Below are 17,579 nucleotides of genomic sequence, written 5' to 3' on the forward strand. Positions count from 1 at the left end.
ATGTTTGCCTGACATAATTTTTGTTATCTTGTGAATGATATTTAACTATGCTGGTTACCATATTTCATTTACTCAAAACCGGCAAAGATAAATGTCGCCGACCGGCAAAGATAATTGTCGTTCAATAGATAATGGAGATCAATGCTCTATCGAGGAAATGAATATTACGACCGCTCAACATGCCAATGGCATCGTTGACCATAATAACAATGTGACAATAACTGAATCTGAAGATAATGATTATCTAAGCCAGTTTTAGTCAAAGTTCAAATGCCTTAAGATGATAATTGCAGATACGTTATCATCATATGGCATTCATTCAAACCCACAAGGGGAAAAGATTCCCTTTGTGGCATCTTTTTCTCTCATACATTCAATTAGGAGATATAAAGATGAGTAATAAAAAACAAAGCATAAACTTGATGTTAGAAAAGCTTGATGTCGTTTTAAGTCACCCGATAGGCGAAACACTTCAGAAAAGCGAGCAATATGCGCCTTTGAAGCAAATTAGCTCATTAGTGAAAAAACTTAAAATCGAAGCAGGATTGAAAAGTATTAAAAATCAACTTGTAACGATTCAGGCTCAAGGTTTAACTGCACATGAGATGTTTGAAAAAATGTCTCTCGTAGAAACACAAATTGAAGAAATATTTTCTACAGCACGTGGCTCTATGAAAGATAAACCAGAACAATCAAAAAATAGTAACTATAAAAGTAACTCAAGCAATTATAATAAGCCTAAACAAAATAAGGCTGACAATAATCATGCTGAGTCTGAACAGTCAGATGATTGCCTTTATAGTTAACTTATAAATCCTCAACACAGGAGAAATATTTTACCTCCTGTGTAGGCAATTTATTTTCTTCTGCATTCAAAGTTATTGGAGTAGATCATGAAATTGCCTAAAAATTTACATATTGAGATTGATGCTTTTAGCATTGCACAAATTGGTAATGAACAACTTTATGCTCTTGTAGATCAGGAGCTGCAAAAGGTTGGCATTTTCAATATTGGAGTCACTGATATGGAGTTAAAACCAGTATCAATTGTCCGAAAATTTAATGAAGTGCGATACAAATGCATTATTAAGAAATTCAATATAATCAAATAAACCCAGTATGGGAGATTAACAAGATCCCATCAAAGGTATTGTTCTTCTCCCAGCGAATAAATCATTCTCAAGGAGAAAATAATGAATAAATTTACATTTAAAATATCTGGCATCTTTAATGCTCACGAGCATAATGAAAGCAGAAATGATTTTAAAGTGACAACATGCTCCATTAATGAAGCAATGGAGCAAGCTGAATTATTCATAAAGAACAATGATTATAACGAGTTAAGTTGTATACAAATAACAAACCTTATTCATAAGTGTCTTGTGATACATGGTGATGTTATTAAACATGAAAATACTAAAGCAAAAATAGATTGGTTATATCCGAAATTCACTCACTCTTACATTCAAGAGCAAGTGCATGAGTTAGAACAGCAATTAGGTTATAGTGATACTTCTCGTGGAAGAAACTGGATATGTCGTCGTATCCAAGATTATGATCTTCATTCAGCTAAATTCAATGAATATGGCGGTATATATCCTGCTTATAAAGATAGACGTATTGATGAGTATGCATTAGTCATACCGCTCCCGTAGAACGGGAGGCTTGGCGGTTTTTAGCAGCCCCAAGGGCTGCCAGATTAAACGTTATTCCAAGAATTAAAACTTACCAGGTTCTTCTGAACCTCGCCCGTCAATTTGCTCTTGGTTCCTAATGTACTCACGTATCTGAACCTCTTCAAAGCCTACTGTCGAAACAGCATAGCCTCTTGCCCAAAATCGCTCACCATTGAAATTACGCTGCTTTCCTCCAAATTGACGCGCAACTGCAATAGCACTTTTACCCTTGATATACCCAATCACTTCCGCAACTGAGTATTTTGGTGGTATTTTTATTAGCATGTGTACATGATCTTGAACCATATGCCCTTCCAGTATTTTACAACCTCTTTGATTTGACAATTCATGGAATAGTGGCCCAAGGTAATTGCGAATCTTGCCGTAAAGCACTTTCTTCCTGTATTTTGGCACAAATACCACATGATATTTGCAGTCCCATCTCGAATGGTTTAGACTTTCATAAGCTGATGCTGTCATAATTGTACTTCTCCTGTGTGACCGCCAAGCCCACAGGATTATTATGACAGCATCCTACACTAAATCTAAAGGCCAAGCCTTAAAAGTCTCACTGGTCAAACCAGTGGCTTACCTATCAGAGAGTTAATGACACTGATGACTGGGTAGTAGTTTTTAATAATTATTTTGGCTTGTTTCCTTCAGAGTATGAAGCAAGGAAAATAATTAAAAAGGCACAACGCGCTGGCGTGCATACGCCAAAGCTAATGGCCCCTTACTCACACTCAAATATGGCACACATCTATTTGCAACAGCAGTTAATTAGCACACTTAAGCCAATTAACATTGTTGGATATATTGATAAAGCAATTAGTAAAAGAAGACCGTCTCATAATTCATCATTAATTGACCAATTGGCCATAAAGGATCCAAAGTTTTATTTGGATGATTTACGCCAAAAACTTCTAGAGATGAAAACCACAACGCTGTGGGATGATGACTATCTTCATGAACTATATGAAAAAGGCATAATCAGTCAATCTGATTATTTCCATAGAATGACCATAGCCAACCAACCAGACATCTGTAGCGCATGTGGAACATGGGACTGCCCTGAGATGTTAGCTGGAGAAATGTGCTCTGGAGTATAAATAATTAATATAAAATCACATTTATCACTAAGTCGTGATAACCCATAAGGGGATAGTAATCCTCTTATGGGTATTGCTATCTCCTTTTGTTTAACAAACCGGAGAAAAGCAATGAATATAAATCAACATGTATGTATGCCATACCCTCTTTTGAAGGCGAAAGAAAATACTGAACGCATCAAAGAGCATCTACATCAAATGGATACTCTTGATAATTGCGCCGTGCGCAATCTGATTCGCAGCATTGAGTTTTTCTTTAACCCAACATTCAAAGGAGCTATGGCATGTTAAAGCATCAAACTGAGAATAAAGCACTGGCATTGAAGGCGCTTTGGGTGATTTCTGATGATCGAATCAGAACGCTTAAAAACCCCAATACCACTAAGCAATCAATAATGTCAGCAGACAATATCAGTAATATCATTCCGTTTACAAGATATTTAAAACGGCAATGTATTGATATTTAGCTGAACGAATCTCTTAAAAGGAGAGTGTTCAATCACCTCCTTAAAGAGGGGGTTGTTCATTCTCTCTTTTGTTTTTTGATCAACATTTAATAAAGGAGTCAGATATGAGCGATCCAATCCAACAAATTAAACAGTACTGTTATGGTCAGTGGGATACAGTTATTGAATCTTTAACGGGATTTGATGGCAATCCAACTCACTGTCCACAGCATGGTGGCAAATCAGGAAAGGCATTTTACGGCAAAAAAGGTAAGTATGCAGAGCGTGGAATAACTTTCTGTAATACCTGTGGTTGTAATCACGATGGGATAAGCACTCTGGTATTTATTACCGGACGTTCTTGCTCAGAAGTGGTTAAAATGCTGATTGAATATATGGGTGGATTAGAACCCACTCCAGAAGAGCTTGAAAAAATGAAAATGCGTCAGCAAGCCCAGAAAAGAAAACAGGTCTATATTGAGCGCAAACATTTTCATAAAGCAATTAACGATATCATTGATCTGGTAAAAAGCAGTGAATACCTTAATGATGCAAGGCAATACTTCATCAATAGAGGATTAAAGCCACTGGCCAACTGCTATTATCAAAACATCCGATTTATTAAAGATGCTGAACATTATGAAAATGATGTTAAGCATACCAATAATGCCATCATTGGCATTATGCGTAATCTAGATAATAAAATACGCAATGTTCAGCGTGTTTTTCTAGATGATGACTTTAATAAAGCCGAATGTGATAATCCTAAAAAAATGATGCCATCGCCTAAGGAAGGCTGGCACAGTGGTAGCGCACTCTGGATGAAAGCAAAGTTCAATCAGATGCCAGGCGTTATCCATGTTAGTGAAGGTTTTGAGAATGGCCATGCGGTTTTATCTCAAGCACCACTTTACGTTGATATGGCCTGCTGCCTTACTGCTGGCAACTTAGCTAGGTTTGATATCCCATCTAATACTCAGAAACTCATTATCTGGGCTGACAATGATGGTGATAAGCAAACTAAAGATGGTGAAATAATTAACGTTGGCATTCACAGTGCCAAGCAACTAAAAGAAAGAGCAAAAGCAATGGGTATTGAAGCCGTCATTTTGGCTCCAAAAGAAATTGGTGACTGGAATGATTATCCTGAGCGCTGCAAAGCGATGTGGGATAAATTAATATCCATACTTAAAGCTGCATAAGCTTTCACTTTATCACCCATACAGGGAGCAATTCCTGTATGGGTTTGCTCCTTGTTTTCATTAACGTAAATAAAGGAGCACTAATGACCGTAAAGTTAAATTATGCTAAACTGGAAATCGTAGATGCATTAATTGAGAGTGATTTTGAACGTAACCAGGCAGAGACGCTTGTGAAGATACTTTCAAACACAGAGCATGATCAGTTATGTACAGAACAGGAGATAATAGAAATGTTAAACAGTGTTGCAAAAGATACGATTACTGAGCTTCGCAGTGAAGCAAAAGAAACTATCCTTGAAATGAGACGTGAATTTGATAAACGTATGGAAATTTCAGAAAAGCGTTTTGATGATGAAATTAAAGAAATGCGTTCTCATAAACGCTGGATTGTTGGTACCATTATTACAGTGGGAGCTGCAATCATCGGTTACTTTCAATTCTTACATTAATATTTTATTCAAAACAAAAGCTATGGTCACTGCGTAAGCCGCTGCCATAACTTCTATATCAAACCCAAAGGGGCAGGTCTCCTTTGTGGTCGGCTTGCCCCTTTAAATTCAAGGAGACAAGTCATGCCAAACTGGTGTAACAATAAACTCATCCTCAATGCAGATAAAAAATCCCTCGATAGCCTGTTGTGTGAGATACATAAGCATAACTGCCTGTTTGATTTTTTGTGCCCTCTTCCGAATGATATTGTAAATGATCAGGAATGGACGAGAGAAAACTGGGGGACCAAATGGAATGTTCATTTAGCAGATTTAGACATCAATCGAGCATCAGACAATGATGTATCTATTGGTTTTGATACTGCATGGACACCACCTGTTGCATTTATTAAAACCTTAATCAACGCTTATCCTACAATCAATGTTAAACTTTATTACTTTGAGGATGGAATGGGCATTGCAGGCATTTATTTTTATCAGGATAAAATCGTTCACGATATTTCCATTGAGCCTAACACACTGGAATATTTCAGGCTTCTTGTAGATGTTTTTGGTTATAATGCTCAAAACATCGCAGAAGATTATGAAGTAGCACCAGACATACTGAATAAGCTTGCTTAGTTAGTTGTGCTAAATCGGTTATTTATAAATGCTTTAAGGAAAATAAAATGCAATACAATGATAAACATAAAGATAAGATCAAGAAATTACTTGAGCTATCAATGTCTGATAATGAAAATGAAGCGAACATTGCACTTAAACAGGCAATGTCACTCATGAATAAACATAATTTGACCAAAGAAGAAGTTTATGGTCAGAAAATGATTAGTAAAACAATTGAAACTAACTACATGAGAATACCGGCATGGTATAGCTCACTATATGCCACTATGGGTAATCTCTCTGGCTGCCTAGTTGTTTCTAGCAATGGTCGTTCTGAGCTTGGCACTAAGGCAAAAATACAGATTGCAGGTAGGCAGCGCGATGTTGAAAACGCTATCTATCTGACTGTGTTTCTATCACGTGAGCTTGAAAAAAGCGTTGAAAAATATAAAAGTTCACTTCCAAAAAATAAGATAAGAAATGCAACCACGCTAGTAAAATCTTATCGCATGGGGTTTATCAATAATCTTTTTCAACGTATGCAGGCGTCACGTAATCAATTCTTTACAGATACCAATAGTCATAATCAGGTGATCTGCGTTGATCATCAATCTCGAATTTCTGAGGCTCAGGCATTTTTCTGCAAAGAAAATAATGTTCGAATCAAAAACCACAGAAGTCAGGCGCGTTATGATCAATCTGGTTTAAGTGCTGGGCGATCTGATGCTGATAAGTTGCAGATAAATAATGCTGTCAATCGTCAGGATCAAATTCATGGCATAACTTACAACTAAATTAACAAACCCAGCAGGGAGTATACTCCCTGGGTATCCTCTCTGCTAATAACTAACGAGAGAGGAATATCATGCATAATTTACATTTTATCGTTACAAACGCTGATAGCCATGAAGATGCCATTTGTTCAATTGAATCTGAGATTCTGGATTGGGGAAATGAAAATAATTGGCGTTCAGTTTTTGCAGCTATGTCTGTTCATGACCAGAGTGTCTTTTTTGCTGATGACGACAGCCGCTTTAATAATATAGTGGAGTCAACATATAACTCCATTAAATCAATTGAAGAAGCGATCAATTCAGACATTCAATCCGTGCCTTACTTGGATATAGCACTACAATTCAAATCAGGTGATTCCCAGTTGACTGAATTGGACTATTACAAGCTTGAGAAATATGCTCGACATATGCATGAGGCTTTTAAATTTAAACACAAGCCATATGAAATCAAGAGTATGCAAAATTACTTTGAATATCAGTATGATGAATTTGGCATCACCGATTTTCGTTGTGATGGCGATCCAGAATCAAGCTATATTGTGTTCATTGACATGCATAGCTAATAGGAGTTGTATCATGTTAATCACTAGTAGTATGGCTCAGAATATTATTTCAATTTCAGGATTGATTTTAATTTTTCTAGTTGTCGTTTTTATAGCCGTATTTTTGCTATGGATTATTTTATCCTTATTGAAAGCGTCTATAAACCAAACGATTAAAATATGTGGTTATGTAAACATCCTCTATTACAGATATCGCTATGGGAACTTTAAAGCCACGATGTATATGTTTGCATTTAGCCGTTTACACATGAAGCGATTTATGGGTAAAAGCAAAAACAAAATAAGTCGATACGCTTCTGATAATGGACGCGCTACCGTTTTATTAAACTGCGCCAAATTGATCCTTGCTTTTGATACGAAAGATTAAGAAAGAATTATGGCACATTATGAAAGAATAAAGCGCAGCAAAGCCAATCTGCTCAATTCAAACTCAAGGAGAACAGAATGAAAAATCACTATGAAGATTATTTTTCCATTGATGATTTAGAAGAAGAGTATCAAAAAATAGAGGCTGAGTTTATCAAGTCAAATAATCCTAAACATAAGCATGATCTTTTAAATAAATTGTGCTTAATTGAGGATGCCATTGACGATAAATTGAGTTTAGAAGACTTTTAATCAACCACCCATCAGGGGCAGTGCTCCTGATGGAATATTGCCCCTGTTGTCACATAAACAAAGGAGCAATAAATAAAATGATTGTTAAATTCGATGTTGCCTACAAAGAGTATGAACGTGTTGAGTATGATATCCCAAACGGTGAGGCTTTTTATAATGATGGCCTCAGCAATTATCTGACTCAACACCCTGAGAGTAATCAAAAAGATTTCATTGAGCATCTCAGAGATAACGGCAAAGCTCTGCTTGTCGAAGAATATAGTGTTGGTGATCGTGAATATCTTGAGTTTATTAAAGATTCTGTTGAATTTGAAGATGAGCCTTTAATTTACGTGAGAATTAATGTTAGATCCCTAACAGATTATCAAAGCACTTATCATATCATCTACAAAGTAGCGCTAACGCCTGATGAGCTTTATGCAAGATTTAATCAATTTAGTCAGATGTTTAATGGTGATGGTCTTATTTTCTTAAATGGACTAGCATCACAGGGAGTAGCATTTTGCTACTGTTATAGCACTGATATTCAGAGCGATATGATGTTTAATCCCGTTGAAAGAGGAATAAACAACCCTGAGAAACACAACTATATGAAGTCATCACTAAAAATCATGTAAACCGCATGAATAGCAAACCCTGATTCGGGATGAAATACTCCCGAGGCATGGGAGTATTTTATCTGATTTAGGTTAATTGAATAACTAACCCAAAAGGATAAAAACTATGTTATTAAAAGGTACACTTAAAAGCAATATTTTAACAACTGAAATCGGACAATTTTTTGTATCACGCAAAGGTGATCAGGAAATTACTGGTGTTTTTGACGTTGAGCATATCAAACCATCACAGATTGAAAAACCAGTCAGCGTTGATGGCTACCAGTCAGTTATTCAGATTCCAATTATGGAAGCTAAAATCACCGCTGTTTATCTTAAAAAGTTTGACTCTAATGATAAAGCCGAGAAATCAGCCTCATCATCAGCTAAAGAGACCAAATTAGATAATCAACCAGTGATAACTGAAAAGCAACCAGAAAAAAAGGAACATGAGAATGAGGATGCACCTAAATCAATCACAGTGACTGAGGAGCCTTCATTGCAAAGCTTAGAGGATGAATCAACAGATCAACTTGCTACGCTTCAATCTAATGAGTGTAGTGATTATGACACTACTGATGAATCTTTATCAAATGAGCAGTTAAGGGATAATCCTGCTGATGATGTGATCCCTCAAGAATTAGCACTTTTTGGGAAGTCTTATCAGCTCTTGAGTAGCCCTTACAAAATAGATGCCTCACTGAATCGTGAAAAACAACGTGAAATCATCGACTTTTTAAAGTCAAAAGGTGCACAGTTTCAAATTGGAACCCAAGAATGGCACCTTAATAATAAGGGAGATAACGCATGAGTCTTATTCATCCGGCTATTTCTCATAACTTTGAAAAGATGGGCTACTATCCTACTGATGGGTATACGCTCAACACGATTATAGGCGCTATTGAACACAATGATGATCCAAATACAGTGATTTTTGATCCATGCTGTGGAGAAGGGATTGCTTTACAAAAGCTCAAACGCGAACTTTGCCATTATGGAAAGACCTTTGGCGTTGAGTTAGATGAGGAGCGATTCCAAAAGTCACAAGCTGTTATTGATCATTGTATTCATGCCGATGCGTTAAACCAGGTGAAATACTCCCGTGCCAATGCATCCGTGCTCTTTTTGAATCCACCGTATGGGCAATCATCTATCAGTGAGCGTTTGGAATATGCTTTTATTAAAAAGTATATTCATTCGTTGATGCTTAATGGATTATTAGTACTCGTCATACCTGTTCAGACATTAGATTATAAGCTAGCACAATATCTTTGTTCGCATTGTGATGATGTTAGCTATGGTCTTTCGCCAGAGCAGGCATTCAAACAGGTGATCATTATTGGTCGAAAAATTAAAATGTCACAGGCCAATAATATCAATGAGCGTGCAAGAGAAATGGTCAAGGCGATTGAAGATAATCATTACTATCAATCACCTCCAGATCTTTATAGCATTCCTTCGATCAATAAACCGTTCATTCTGAACAGTACAAACTTAACTGTTGGAAGTGTCAGTGATGTAATCAGCGCTAGAGGTGTCTCCACACTGTGGGATAGTTTTAAGCGCGATTTTACTGAAATTGAAAACACTTATCCTAATCCTTTAATGCCCCTTTCCGACTGGCATACGGCTCAGGCAATCATATCAGGCATGATTTCAGGTCTGGTTGAGTCTGAAAACCGACGCATGATCGTTAAGGGAACCGTTAAGAAAAAACTGCCTGAAGCAACCGTTACCGTCAATGGGGATACCAGTAAATATCAACAGACTGAAAAGTTTGTACCGATGATTATTGGCATCGATGTTACCCATGGTAGTGATAACTTTGGTCAGTTATATCAAATCAGTTAAAGGAGCTGTTATGTTTGAAATCGAAGAATACGCACAGGTTTTTATGGATTGCGCAGTCATTAACGAGCATCATGAGCTTATCTTTGCTTCCATTTATGGCGGTGAAAGCTCTGTCGCTCGCATACTGGCAGCGATTGAAAATAATAACCTTAAACGCATACGTTGCTATGGTCATAGCACATTATTCCATGTTGATTTTCCTGACAGGAAACGACTTCACTGTAAGAAAATGAAAATCAATAACCCTACATTTGCGCACTTTATTCATTGCCAAATGTATGAGCGTGATGTTCATTTCAGTGAAGGTGCAATTAATGCGCATGTGTTAATACGTGAAGGTGAAAGTACGCATGACTTGTTATGGCAGCGTATAAAGGCCATGACAGTTACGCCATTACTTGATGAATGGAAGATGCAACTGATCACACATTTGTTTGAAGAAGGAAAGATCATGCAAAATCAGGTGTTTTCATCTTCAGACAGAACAAAACTTAAAAGCTACACCATTACGTTGGATATACTAGCACTTAACCCTATTGTTGTAGAAATGCTAAAAACAGAGCAGCTAGTTATCCCAGCATAACGATAGTTTTTCATCTTTTTAATCCCTAGAGGAAGCAATTCCTTTAGGGATTGTTCCCTCTAGGTTTAAGTTCAAAATAGAAAAATAAAAAAATAAACCAGAGGAATAAATATATGGAAAATCTAAACGTAGACAATATAGATAATACAGTTGATGTTTCTAATGATACCGATCAAGGGTTACAAAAAATATCACTGGCAAGCTTTTTAAACGAGTTTAAATCTTCATTGGTTGAACAGGTGAAAGCTCAGGTGACACCATTATATAAAGATAGCGGTGATAACAACCCTTATTATCATGAGTTAATGTCACAATTAAAACGCACACCTTTTGAAGCTCAGAAAAATGCAGTTCAGGCATTGATGAAGCTTTTTATAGACAGTAAAAAGCGGATGGGCATTTTAAATGGGGAGATGGGCACAGGCAAAACAATGATGGGCATTTGCATTGCAAATTTAATGCACCATCAAGGGTTTAAACGAACTTTAATCCTTTGTCCGCCACACCTAGTGTATAAGTGGAAACGGGAAATTGAGAATACCATTGATGATGTCGATGTAATTATTCTTAATGGCTCAGGCTCCATTCGTACTTTAAATAAAATCCGTGAACATCTTAAGCGTTATGGTCGTCATCGCCCTGCTTTTTTCATAGTAGGTCGTGTGCGATTACGCATGGGTGGTAACTGGCAACATGCATTTGCTAGACGTAAGCTGGCTGTTGTTGAGCAAAGCACAAATGAGTCACTTGATTCCGACGTGCTGTGTTGTGGCGATTGTGGTGAACCGGTGAAAAATGGTGATAGTTATTATCATGATATACGGGATTTACCACAAAAACAGCATACCTGTTACCACTGCAACAGCAAGTTATGGCAATACGGCATTGAAAAAAATGCTGAAGAATCAAATTATGATAAACTGCGTAAAGCACTCTGTCAGTTACCAACCATTGGCAAAGTTAAAGCAACTAATCTGTTGAATTCTTTTGGTGAAGATCTACTATTAAACTCACTGGAAGATAATCTTTATCAAATGATTAATCTGATCGATGAGCAAGGTGAATTTGTTTTTAATGACAAAGAGGCTAGACGACTTGAAAAGGCAATTATGAAAAACGAATTTGCTTTAAGCAACGTCAATTTTCAGGTCAGCGAGTTTATCAAACGCTACTTTCCTCGCAACTATTTTGGGCTTTTAATGTGTGACGAAGCCCACGAATATAAGAACGGAGGAAGTGCACAGGGTCAAGCAATGGGTGTTGTTGCCTCTCAGTGCCAGAAAGTATTATTACTAACCGGCACATTAATGGGTGGCTATGCAAGTGATCTATTTTACCTGTTGCATCGATCAATGCCATCTGTGATGAATAATGATGGTTACTGCTACAGTGATCATGGGTCACTGAGCAGTTCTGTTCAAAGCTTTCTTGAAACCTATGGCATCTTGAAATTCAGCTATAGCGAAAAGGAAGCTGAAAATTTCAAAACTGCTCGCGGTAGAAATAGAAACGTCAGCGCAACACCCGCGCCTGGCTTTTCAGTTAAGGGTGTTGCTCGTTATCTTCTGCCTTATACGGTCTTTGTCAGGCTTGAAGATATCGATGCAGATGCACTGGTTCCATATACTGAGCATGATCCCATCATGCTTGATATGGAAGATGAGTTAAACGATACGTATGCAGATCTTTCATCAAAACTCAAAAGTGAGATGGAGCAAGCATTAGCCAAGGGAGATCGAACGCTTCTTGGTACAGTGTTAAGCGCATTAATGTCATACAGTGATAGCGCATTTATGCCTATGACCGTCTGCCATCCAAGAACAGGTAATATCATTGCCGAAGCTGATGCTTTGATAGGTGATGAACCATCTGTTAAAGAGCAGGCTCTGATTGATTTATGCGTAAAGCAGAAATCACAAAACAGACGTGTTCTAGTCTACAGCACATTAACCGATAAACGAGATACCCGCCAACGCTTAAAAGAATTTTTAACGCGTGAAGGTATTAAAGCTGAAATCCTCAACTCATCTGTCAGCACGCAAAAGCGTGAAGACTGGGTGATGGATAAGGTTGATCGAGGTATAGATGTGCTTATTACCAATCCTAAGCTGGTCGAGACAGGTCTTGACCTGTTGGATTTTCCAAGCATCGTCTTTATGCAGGTGGGTTATAACGTCTATACAGCTATGCAGGCAATGCGTCGATCATGGCGTATTGGGCAAACCGTTCCAGTTGAGATCTTTTTCATCTGTTACAAGGGCACTGCACAACAATCCTGTCTAGAGCTAATGGCAAAGAAAATCAAGGTCACACAGTCAACATCTGGTGAGATGCCCAACTGTGGTTTAGAAGCACTTAATCAAGATGCGGATAACATGGAAACGGCTATCGCGAGAAAGTTGATCAACAAAGAAGATATGAGTCAGGAGTCTGAAGCACAGATGATACAATCTGAAGATGAATCCTGCTCAAATTCTAATAATATCTATAACAAAGATGTCAAGATACAGTTACGCTGTCATATGGGTGATAATGTTCGTTATCGAATTTTTAATAACACGATTATCACGCCAGGCGTAAAAGATCTGGCAGAAAAATTAAACTGCTTCTGGTTAATTCAGGATGCAGCAATTTTCCTGTCTGAGGCACGTAAAAAGAAAAATGATTATTTTTATTCAGTGAAATTCTCTCAAAAAACAGGTCGCTCTGTTTTGACGATTGATGATGGAAATAATCGTATTCTGTATCAATCCACTTATAACTGGGTTGATCTCACCGCAGAGGAAGACATTTGTTTATATCTGGCAACAGATGATGATCCTAAAGATCAAAAAGCAACATTTGTCATGATGCTGCCTACTGAGTACTAACCTTTCTTAAGCCCATTCTACGCAAGTATGATGGGCTTTTTTTTGCACTTTAGTTTACTTTTTAGCTAAAAAGACAGCTTAAAACAGTAATACAGATTGCATTTATGTCACTTTAACACTAAGTTGATAATGGTTTAATTTAATATGGAGTCATTTACATGAGCAAAAAATCAGAACCTAAAGCATATAAAAAAGATGAGTTTGTTTCTTTGGTGGCCGATAGTTCCGGCTTAAATAAAACAGATTCAGCAAAAGCACTTGACGCTGTTCTTGCATCACTTGAAAAAGTATTGGCAAATGGCGACAGTGTTAACTTTGTTGGTTATGGCTCATTCAGTATTGGTCATAGAGCTGCGCGTGATGGCAGAAATCCACAAACAGGTGAAAAAATTAAAATCAAAGCATCCAAAACTGTTAAATTCAGTGCAGGTAAAAAACTTAAAGATGCAGTTCAGTAATCAATATATTTCTACTACTCTACTTTTTTCACTATAAAACTGGTTGATTTGAAATCGACAATCTCAACTAAATCACCTTTATTCCCATGGTCAATTAACACACGCCATTGCGTATCACCTATCTTGGCTTTTGAAACACCGTTTTCAACATCCTTTAATAACCTCACCTGTAGACCTATATTTTTGATCATGCGATTATTGATATTATCGACATCACTATGCGCGTTGCGTCTTGATCTAAACGTGTAATACCCTGCTATCATAGCAATAATTGCCAATATTCCTGTTAGCGCCAATTCCAGATTGGTGTGCATATTGGGTGCAAAATAGGTGATTGCACCCATAAGCGCAGATCCAATGGCAAAAAACAAAAAGAAAGTAGTCATTGTCATCACTTCTATAATAAGTAACGCACCTGCCAGTATTAACCAGTACCAGTATTCCATCATAAGATTAACTCTTGATATTCATTGATTTTAACAATTCACTGATTCCGCCAACAGAGCCAATGATATTCGAGGCCTCCAGTGGCATCATTATGGTTTTTGAGTTATCTGATGCAGCCAGTTGAGCAACTGCTTCAATATATTTTTGTGCGACAAAATATTGTATTGCCTTCACATCACCCTGCTCAATTGCTTTAGAAACAGTTTCTGTTGCCACCGCCTCTGCCTGAGCGGTTCTTTCTCTTGCCTCAGCTTCTCTGAATTGTGCCTCTTTGTAGCCTTCAGCTTCCAGTGCCTGCTTGGCTTTTTGAGCTTCTGCTGCTAATATTTGCGATTGCTTCTCGCCTTCTGCTTTTAAAATCTCAGATTGTCTAACCCCTTCCGCAGTCAGGATAGTCGCCCTTTTCTCACGCTCGGCCTTCATTTGCTTTGCCATGGCTTCAAGCAAATCCTTGGGTGGTGTGATATCTTTAATCTCAACACGAACAATTTTAACACCCCATGGGTCAGTTGCTTCATCCAAGACGGATAATAACTTGGCATTCATTAGCTCACGATTAGAAAGCATCTCATCTAATGCAATGCTGCCCATTACAGTACGAATATTTGTCATGATTAAATTTTCTAATGCCAAGTGCAAGTTATTGACAACATAAGTTGCCTTTTTAGCATCAATTACTTGGAAAAAGGCGATCCCATCAACTTGTACGCTTGCGTTATCCTTACTGATGATTTCTTGTTTGTTTACATTTAACACCGTCTCTTTCATGCTAACACGGCTTCTGATAATATCGATAAATGGTACGATAATATTAAGTCCAGGATTTAATGTTTTCTGATAACGCCCAAATCGTTCAACAATATATTCAGATGCCTGCGGTACAACTTTGACTGAAAAGCCAACAATGACCACTGCAAGAACAATGATAATAATTGGGATTAATGTGGTAATGCTCATCAGAGAATCTCTTTATTTATAATGACTATTTGTCACAGTATAAACTCTAATCTTTGATCTTGATACATATTCCACTCCTATCAACCAGATACATAACTGCATATTTATAGTGATTATGATAGATTAGAAGTTAGTATTATTAATGGAACTATAAAGTTGCTCAAAAAAATCATCACTACATTTGTTATTCTGACCAGTATACTCTCACAGCAATGTTTTTCTGCATCATCCATCACACCGATTACAAAGATAGAATGTCATAACTTTCTTCAGTATGGCAATCCAAGCATCAATAGTTTCAATGGGTTATCAAAAGTTGATCAATATCTTTGTCGTGATGGATATATTGTCGGTTATAGCTACACAACAAAGCAGCCTGTATGGGTCGCTTATCAACTCACTGGCAAATCTGTTGATCATAAAATTAAACGTAATGATAACTTTAGACCTGACCCTGCTATTTCAGCAGAACATCAATCTCAGCTAGCTGATTATAGGAAGAGCGGTTATGACCGAGGTCATCTAGCACCATACGCAGCGATGGATTTCGATAAGAAAAGCGCTTCACAATCATTTCTTATGAGTAATATGAGTCCTCAAAAAGGTGGTCTTAATCGACAAGGTTGGGCGCAACTTGAAAAAGATGTCAGACTATGGGCAAATATGTATAAATCTATCTGGGTTTATACAGGTCCAGTATTTAAAAAAGGAAAAGTCCACAAAACCATTGGTAACAATAAAGTTGCAGTTCCTGATTACTTTTTCAAAGTCATCTATGCACCAGAGAAAATACAAGGTGCTAAAGTCATCGCATTCATTATGCCTAATGCCAGAGTAAATAAAAAAGATATTGCCAAATATCGTGTATCACTCAAAGAAGTTCAGGAAAGATCGGGGTTGAAATTACTTGAAAAACTACCTGAAAGTGAGCGAAACCAGATGGTTAATACCGTATCAAACATGTGGCCAACGCACTTCAGAAAAAAACGTCATTAAACCTATCTTCCAAGAATATCACTTATTTTCATATTCAGAGTTTTGGCAATGATTGATAAAGGCACACCAGCGTCTAGCATCAATTGCGCCTCCATTTTCTTTTCTGTGCCAGCTAGCACTTGTTCGAAGTTATGATTATCTTCCATGCCAAACCTATTTTTAAATACATTGGTATAACCGTTCACGAAGCTTTTGACGGCGTTGATGATAGTAGTGTTCTGCATAAATCCTCCTTATCAGCAGTTTCATAATATTTATTGTATACATCATAGCAATTACCTCATACAGCATTGGGTTGACGAATTAATGCTAAGACATTGGTAATGACATCATGTAAATCAAATGGCGTCACTTTTTTAATGCACTTCACCATCTTTGTTCTGAATTTACCTTTATGTGTAAGTGTTATCTGGAAGCCCTCACCTATTTTAAAGATGATTTTTAATCGATGGTTGTTGCTGGCATTTGCCTGCACATCATTCTCAATAGCTTCAAATTCACTAATATGCCAGTAAAATATACTGGGATTAGCATTTAAAAATGTCAAAATACGCTGACTGTTCATCATTGCTTTCTCCACTTTTCGTTTAACACCACACTATCTTAGCACGTGACTTTCAAAGCACTAAATGTGCCTTCAAAGCCAGATATAGCAAGGGAAGGGAGGGGAGTTGTGATAAAAATATCACGCTACTATCTGGCTTTGAAACCTTTAAATTTTTCTCAAATTTATTGCTTGATTTTCTATGATTTTACTTTCTATCTTGTGTTTACAATAATCCTCGGCCATCTGTCATGAATGTCTTTATCATGCGCTGGAATCGTTACCACATATAAACGCGTTTCATCCTGCAAATGAGCAATAATCCCGTGAATGTAACTACCTTTTGTAACACTGAACCAGCTTGTTTGACCAGTGGCTTTGTCACGCTCCATAAACTCATTGACCATAATTTTTACGTGCCTAGGAAAATATTTATCCCAGATCCCTTTTTTTAAACTTTCATACTGCGCCCAACCACCTAATGGAAGTTGACCCGCTTGCTTTTCACGTCTGCCCCACGGCAAATAAACAAGGCTATCATCTCTTTTTAGCACAGGGAGCAATGCTTTGGGGTTAGGAAAATAAACCTTTTGTATTTCTTCATCCCTGATATACATCGCACCACCACACATCAAATGTAATTGCGATCAAGTCGCAACCCAAGATAAACGCCTTGTATGGTCACTCTGTTGGCAGGATAAACCATTGGTTGCATCGCATCATTATGTGGAATCAAAGCAACTGAAGTGCTATTTTGCATCCTGAACTCTTTCAGAGTCGCTTCTTTTTCATCCACTAATGCAACAACGATCTGACC

Annotated in this window: 28 protein-coding genes; 21 read left to right on the forward strand and 7 right to left on the reverse strand. The window is 37.4% G+C overall.

Translation table 11 applies throughout. From position 1 onward, the window contains the following. Positions 1-91: 91 nt before the first annotated feature. The 4 genes from IE867_RS12865 to IE867_RS12880 all read left to right on the forward strand — a co-directional run bounded on the left by IE867_RS12865 (position 92) and on the right by IE867_RS12880 (position 1,655). A complete protein-coding gene (locus IE867_RS12865) occupies positions 92-259 on the forward strand; it encodes a hypothetical protein (protein WP_192485118.1) in 168 nt (55 codons plus the stop codon). 133 nt (positions 260-392) lie between these two features. After that, complete coding sequence (locus IE867_RS12870; protein ID WP_192485119.1) at positions 393-806, forward strand: hypothetical protein; 414 nt, start codon at positions 393-395, stop codon at positions 804-806. An 87-nt stretch (positions 807-893) separates the two neighbouring features. Further along, positions 894-1,112 (forward strand): hypothetical protein, encoded by a 219-nt coding sequence (locus IE867_RS12875; protein WP_192485120.1) that lies wholly within the window; start codon positions 894-896, stop codon positions 1,110-1,112. Between the two features lie 81 nt (positions 1,113-1,193). Next, positions 1,194-1,655 (forward strand): hypothetical protein, encoded by a 462-nt coding sequence (locus tag IE867_RS12880; protein WP_192485121.1) that lies wholly within the window; start codon positions 1,194-1,196, stop codon positions 1,653-1,655. A 63-nt stretch (positions 1,656-1,718) separates the two neighbouring features. On the opposite strand, the gene tnpA is transcribed toward IE867_RS12880, so the two are convergent. Continuing rightward, entirely contained in the window at positions 1,719-2,156 is a 438-nt protein-coding gene (gene tnpA, locus IE867_RS12885; protein ID WP_192485122.1) for an IS200/IS605 family transposase, read from the reverse strand. Between the two features lie 227 nt (positions 2,157-2,383). On the opposite strand from tnpA, the gene IE867_RS12890 reads away from it, so the two are divergent. The 16 genes from IE867_RS12890 (at position 2,384) to IE867_RS12965 (ending at position 13,818) form a co-directional block, all read left to right on the forward strand. Further along, entirely contained in the window at positions 2,384-2,785 is a 402-nt protein-coding gene (locus IE867_RS12890; protein ID WP_192485123.1) for a hypothetical protein, read from the forward strand. 111 nt (positions 2,786-2,896) lie between these two features. Further along, entirely contained in the window at positions 2,897-3,076 is a 180-nt protein-coding gene (locus IE867_RS12895) for a hypothetical protein (RefSeq protein ID WP_192485124.1), read from the forward strand. Continuing rightward, entirely contained in the window at positions 3,070-3,252 is a 183-nt protein-coding gene (locus IE867_RS12900) for a hypothetical protein (protein WP_192485125.1), read from the forward strand. Before IE867_RS12895 ends, IE867_RS12900 begins: the two co-directional genes overlap by 7 nt. A gap of 104 nt (positions 3,253-3,356) precedes the next feature. Further along, positions 3,357-4,433, forward strand: coding sequence for a toprim domain-containing protein (locus IE867_RS12905; protein WP_192485126.1), 1,077 nt, complete (start codon positions 3,357-3,359; stop codon positions 4,431-4,433). A gap of 83 nt (positions 4,434-4,516) precedes the next feature. Continuing rightward, positions 4,517-4,882, forward strand: a complete 366-nt coding sequence (locus tag IE867_RS12910; RefSeq protein ID WP_192485127.1) for a hypothetical protein — start codon at positions 4,517-4,519, stop codon at positions 4,880-4,882. Between the two features lie 123 nt (positions 4,883-5,005). Next, positions 5,006-5,503, forward strand: coding sequence for a DUF1281 family ferredoxin-like fold protein (locus tag IE867_RS12915; RefSeq protein ID WP_192485128.1), 498 nt, complete (start codon positions 5,006-5,008; stop codon positions 5,501-5,503). Between the two features lie 47 nt (positions 5,504-5,550). Continuing rightward, a complete protein-coding gene (locus IE867_RS12920) occupies positions 5,551-6,279 on the forward strand; it encodes a DUF2786 domain-containing protein (protein ID WP_192485129.1) in 729 nt (242 codons plus the stop codon). A gap of 71 nt (positions 6,280-6,350) precedes the next feature. Continuing rightward, complete coding sequence (locus IE867_RS12925; protein WP_192485130.1) at positions 6,351-6,842, forward strand: hypothetical protein; 492 nt, start codon at positions 6,351-6,353, stop codon at positions 6,840-6,842. 13 nt (positions 6,843-6,855) lie between these two features. Then, complete coding sequence (locus tag IE867_RS12930) at positions 6,856-7,209, forward strand: hypothetical protein (RefSeq protein WP_192485131.1); 354 nt, start codon at positions 6,856-6,858, stop codon at positions 7,207-7,209. A 77-nt stretch (positions 7,210-7,286) separates the two neighbouring features. Beyond that, positions 7,287-7,460 carry a hypothetical protein gene (locus IE867_RS12935; protein ID WP_192485132.1) on the forward strand — a complete coding sequence of 58 codons (174 nt, stop codon included), beginning with the start codon at positions 7,287-7,289 and terminating at the stop codon, positions 7,458-7,460. Positions 7,461-7,537: 77 nt separating this feature from the next. Next, entirely contained in the window at positions 7,538-8,077 is a 540-nt protein-coding gene (locus tag IE867_RS12940; protein ID WP_192485133.1) for a hypothetical protein, read from the forward strand. 106 nt (positions 8,078-8,183) lie between these two features. Continuing rightward, positions 8,184-8,867, forward strand: a complete 684-nt coding sequence (locus IE867_RS12945) for a hypothetical protein (protein ID WP_192485134.1) — start codon at positions 8,184-8,186, stop codon at positions 8,865-8,867. After that, complete coding sequence (locus IE867_RS12950) at positions 8,864-9,907, forward strand: DUF6094 domain-containing protein (RefSeq protein WP_192485135.1); 1,044 nt, start codon at positions 8,864-8,866, stop codon at positions 9,905-9,907. Before IE867_RS12945 ends, IE867_RS12950 begins: the two co-directional genes overlap by 4 nt. Before the next feature lie 10 nt (positions 9,908-9,917). After that, positions 9,918-10,490: a hypothetical protein gene (locus IE867_RS12955; RefSeq protein ID WP_192485136.1), complete on the forward strand. Its 573-nt coding sequence runs from the start codon at positions 9,918-9,920 to the stop codon at positions 10,488-10,490. Between the two features lie 113 nt (positions 10,491-10,603). After that, a complete protein-coding gene (locus IE867_RS12960; RefSeq protein WP_192485137.1) occupies positions 10,604-13,360 on the forward strand; it encodes a DUF6876 family protein in 2,757 nt (918 codons plus the stop codon). A 158-nt stretch (positions 13,361-13,518) separates the two neighbouring features. Beyond that, a complete protein-coding gene (locus tag IE867_RS12965) occupies positions 13,519-13,818 on the forward strand; it encodes an HU family DNA-binding protein (protein WP_192485138.1) in 300 nt (99 codons plus the stop codon). Between the two features lie 14 nt (positions 13,819-13,832). On the opposite strand, the gene IE867_RS12970 is transcribed toward IE867_RS12965, so the two are convergent. Further along, positions 13,833-14,267: an NfeD family protein gene (locus tag IE867_RS12970; RefSeq protein WP_192485139.1), complete on the reverse strand. Its 435-nt coding sequence runs from the start codon at positions 14,265-14,267 to the stop codon at positions 13,833-13,835. Between the two features lie 4 nt (positions 14,268-14,271). Further along, the gene (locus IE867_RS12975) at positions 14,272-15,222 is read right to left on the reverse strand and encodes an SPFH domain-containing protein (protein WP_192485140.1); all 951 of its coding nucleotides are present in this window, start codon (positions 15,220-15,222) and stop codon (positions 14,272-14,274) included. Between the two features lie 198 nt (positions 15,223-15,420). Here IE867_RS12975 and IE867_RS12980 point away from each other — a divergent pair, with 198 nt between their 5' ends. Further along, a complete protein-coding gene (locus IE867_RS12980) occupies positions 15,421-16,218 on the forward strand; it encodes a DNA/RNA non-specific endonuclease (protein ID WP_318779350.1) in 798 nt (265 codons plus the stop codon). Between the two features lie 2 nt (positions 16,219-16,220). On the opposite strand, the gene IE867_RS12985 is transcribed toward IE867_RS12980, so the two are convergent. The 4 genes from IE867_RS12985 to IE867_RS13000 all read right to left on the reverse strand — a co-directional run. Continuing rightward, positions 16,221-16,442 (reverse strand): hypothetical protein, encoded by a 222-nt coding sequence (locus IE867_RS12985; RefSeq protein ID WP_192485142.1) that lies wholly within the window; start codon positions 16,440-16,442, stop codon positions 16,221-16,223. Between the two features lie 56 nt (positions 16,443-16,498). Continuing rightward, positions 16,499-16,786, reverse strand: a complete 288-nt coding sequence (locus IE867_RS12990; protein ID WP_225630066.1) for a hypothetical protein — start codon at positions 16,784-16,786, stop codon at positions 16,499-16,501. A gap of 191 nt (positions 16,787-16,977) precedes the next feature. After that, the gene (locus IE867_RS12995; RefSeq protein WP_192485143.1) at positions 16,978-17,379 is read right to left on the reverse strand and encodes a hypothetical protein; all 402 of its coding nucleotides are present in this window, start codon (positions 17,377-17,379) and stop codon (positions 16,978-16,980) included. Positions 17,380-17,393: 14 nt separating this feature from the next. Further along, positions 17,394-17,579 (reverse strand): LexA family protein (locus IE867_RS13000; RefSeq protein WP_275403216.1); only part of this gene is annotated, 186 nt, incomplete at its 5' end.

This window comes from Cysteiniphilum marinum (assembly GCF_014857925.1).
In the GTDB taxonomy this organism is placed as follows: domain Bacteria; phylum Pseudomonadota; class Gammaproteobacteria; order Francisellales; family Francisellaceae; genus Caedibacter; species Caedibacter marinus.

Excerpts from the sequence above, each read along its gene's own strand:
- IE867_RS12865 (WP_192485118.1), top strand. The coding sequence starts at position 92 with ATGTCGCCGACCGGCAAAGATAATTGTCGTTCAATAGATAATGGAGAT.
- IE867_RS12870 (WP_192485119.1), top strand. The coding sequence starts at position 393 with ATGAGTAATAAAAAACAAAGCATAAACTTGATGTTAGAAAAGCTTGAT.
- IE867_RS12875 (WP_192485120.1), top strand. The coding sequence starts at position 894 with ATGAAATTGCCTAAAAATTTACATATTGAGATTGATGCTTTTAGCATT.
- IE867_RS12880 (WP_192485121.1), top strand. The coding sequence starts at position 1,194 with ATGAATAAATTTACATTTAAAATATCTGGCATCTTTAATGCTCACGAG.
- tnpA (WP_192485122.1), bottom strand. The coding sequence starts at position 2,156 with ATGACAGCATCAGCTTATGAAAGTCTAAACCATTCGAGATGGGACTGC.
- IE867_RS12895 (WP_192485124.1), top strand. The coding sequence starts at position 2,897 with ATGAATATAAATCAACATGTATGTATGCCATACCCTCTTTTGAAGGCG.
- IE867_RS12900 (WP_192485125.1), top strand. The coding sequence starts at position 3,070 with ATGTTAAAGCATCAAACTGAGAATAAAGCACTGGCATTGAAGGCGCTT.
- IE867_RS12905 (WP_192485126.1), top strand. The coding sequence starts at position 3,357 with ATGAGCGATCCAATCCAACAAATTAAACAGTACTGTTATGGTCAGTGG.
- IE867_RS12910 (WP_192485127.1), top strand. The coding sequence starts at position 4,517 with ATGACCGTAAAGTTAAATTATGCTAAACTGGAAATCGTAGATGCATTA.
- IE867_RS12915 (WP_192485128.1), top strand. The coding sequence starts at position 5,006 with ATGCCAAACTGGTGTAACAATAAACTCATCCTCAATGCAGATAAAAAA.
- IE867_RS12920 (WP_192485129.1), top strand. The coding sequence starts at position 5,551 with ATGCAATACAATGATAAACATAAAGATAAGATCAAGAAATTACTTGAG.
- IE867_RS12925 (WP_192485130.1), top strand. The coding sequence starts at position 6,351 with ATGCATAATTTACATTTTATCGTTACAAACGCTGATAGCCATGAAGAT.
- IE867_RS12930 (WP_192485131.1), top strand. The coding sequence starts at position 6,856 with ATGTTAATCACTAGTAGTATGGCTCAGAATATTATTTCAATTTCAGGA.
- IE867_RS12935 (WP_192485132.1), top strand. The coding sequence starts at position 7,287 with ATGAAAAATCACTATGAAGATTATTTTTCCATTGATGATTTAGAAGAA.
- IE867_RS12940 (WP_192485133.1), top strand. The coding sequence starts at position 7,538 with ATGATTGTTAAATTCGATGTTGCCTACAAAGAGTATGAACGTGTTGAG.
- IE867_RS12945 (WP_192485134.1), top strand. The coding sequence starts at position 8,184 with ATGTTATTAAAAGGTACACTTAAAAGCAATATTTTAACAACTGAAATC.
- IE867_RS12950 (WP_192485135.1), top strand. The coding sequence starts at position 8,864 with ATGAGTCTTATTCATCCGGCTATTTCTCATAACTTTGAAAAGATGGGC.
- IE867_RS12955 (WP_192485136.1), top strand. The coding sequence starts at position 9,918 with ATGTTTGAAATCGAAGAATACGCACAGGTTTTTATGGATTGCGCAGTC.
- IE867_RS12960 (WP_192485137.1), top strand. The coding sequence starts at position 10,604 with ATGGAAAATCTAAACGTAGACAATATAGATAATACAGTTGATGTTTCT.
- IE867_RS12965 (WP_192485138.1), top strand. The coding sequence starts at position 13,519 with ATGAGCAAAAAATCAGAACCTAAAGCATATAAAAAAGATGAGTTTGTT.
- IE867_RS12970 (WP_192485139.1), bottom strand. The coding sequence starts at position 14,267 with ATGATGGAATACTGGTACTGGTTAATACTGGCAGGTGCGTTACTTATT.
- IE867_RS12975 (WP_192485140.1), bottom strand. The coding sequence starts at position 15,222 with ATGAGCATTACCACATTAATCCCAATTATTATCATTGTTCTTGCAGTG.
- IE867_RS12985 (WP_192485142.1), bottom strand. The coding sequence starts at position 16,442 with ATGCAGAACACTACTATCATCAACGCCGTCAAAAGCTTCGTGAACGGT.
- IE867_RS12990 (WP_225630066.1), bottom strand. The coding sequence starts at position 16,786 with ATGATGAACAGTCAGCGTATTTTGACATTTTTAAATGCTAATCCCAGT.
- IE867_RS12995 (WP_192485143.1), bottom strand. The coding sequence starts at position 17,379 with ATGTATATCAGGGATGAAGAAATACAAAAGGTTTATTTTCCTAACCCC.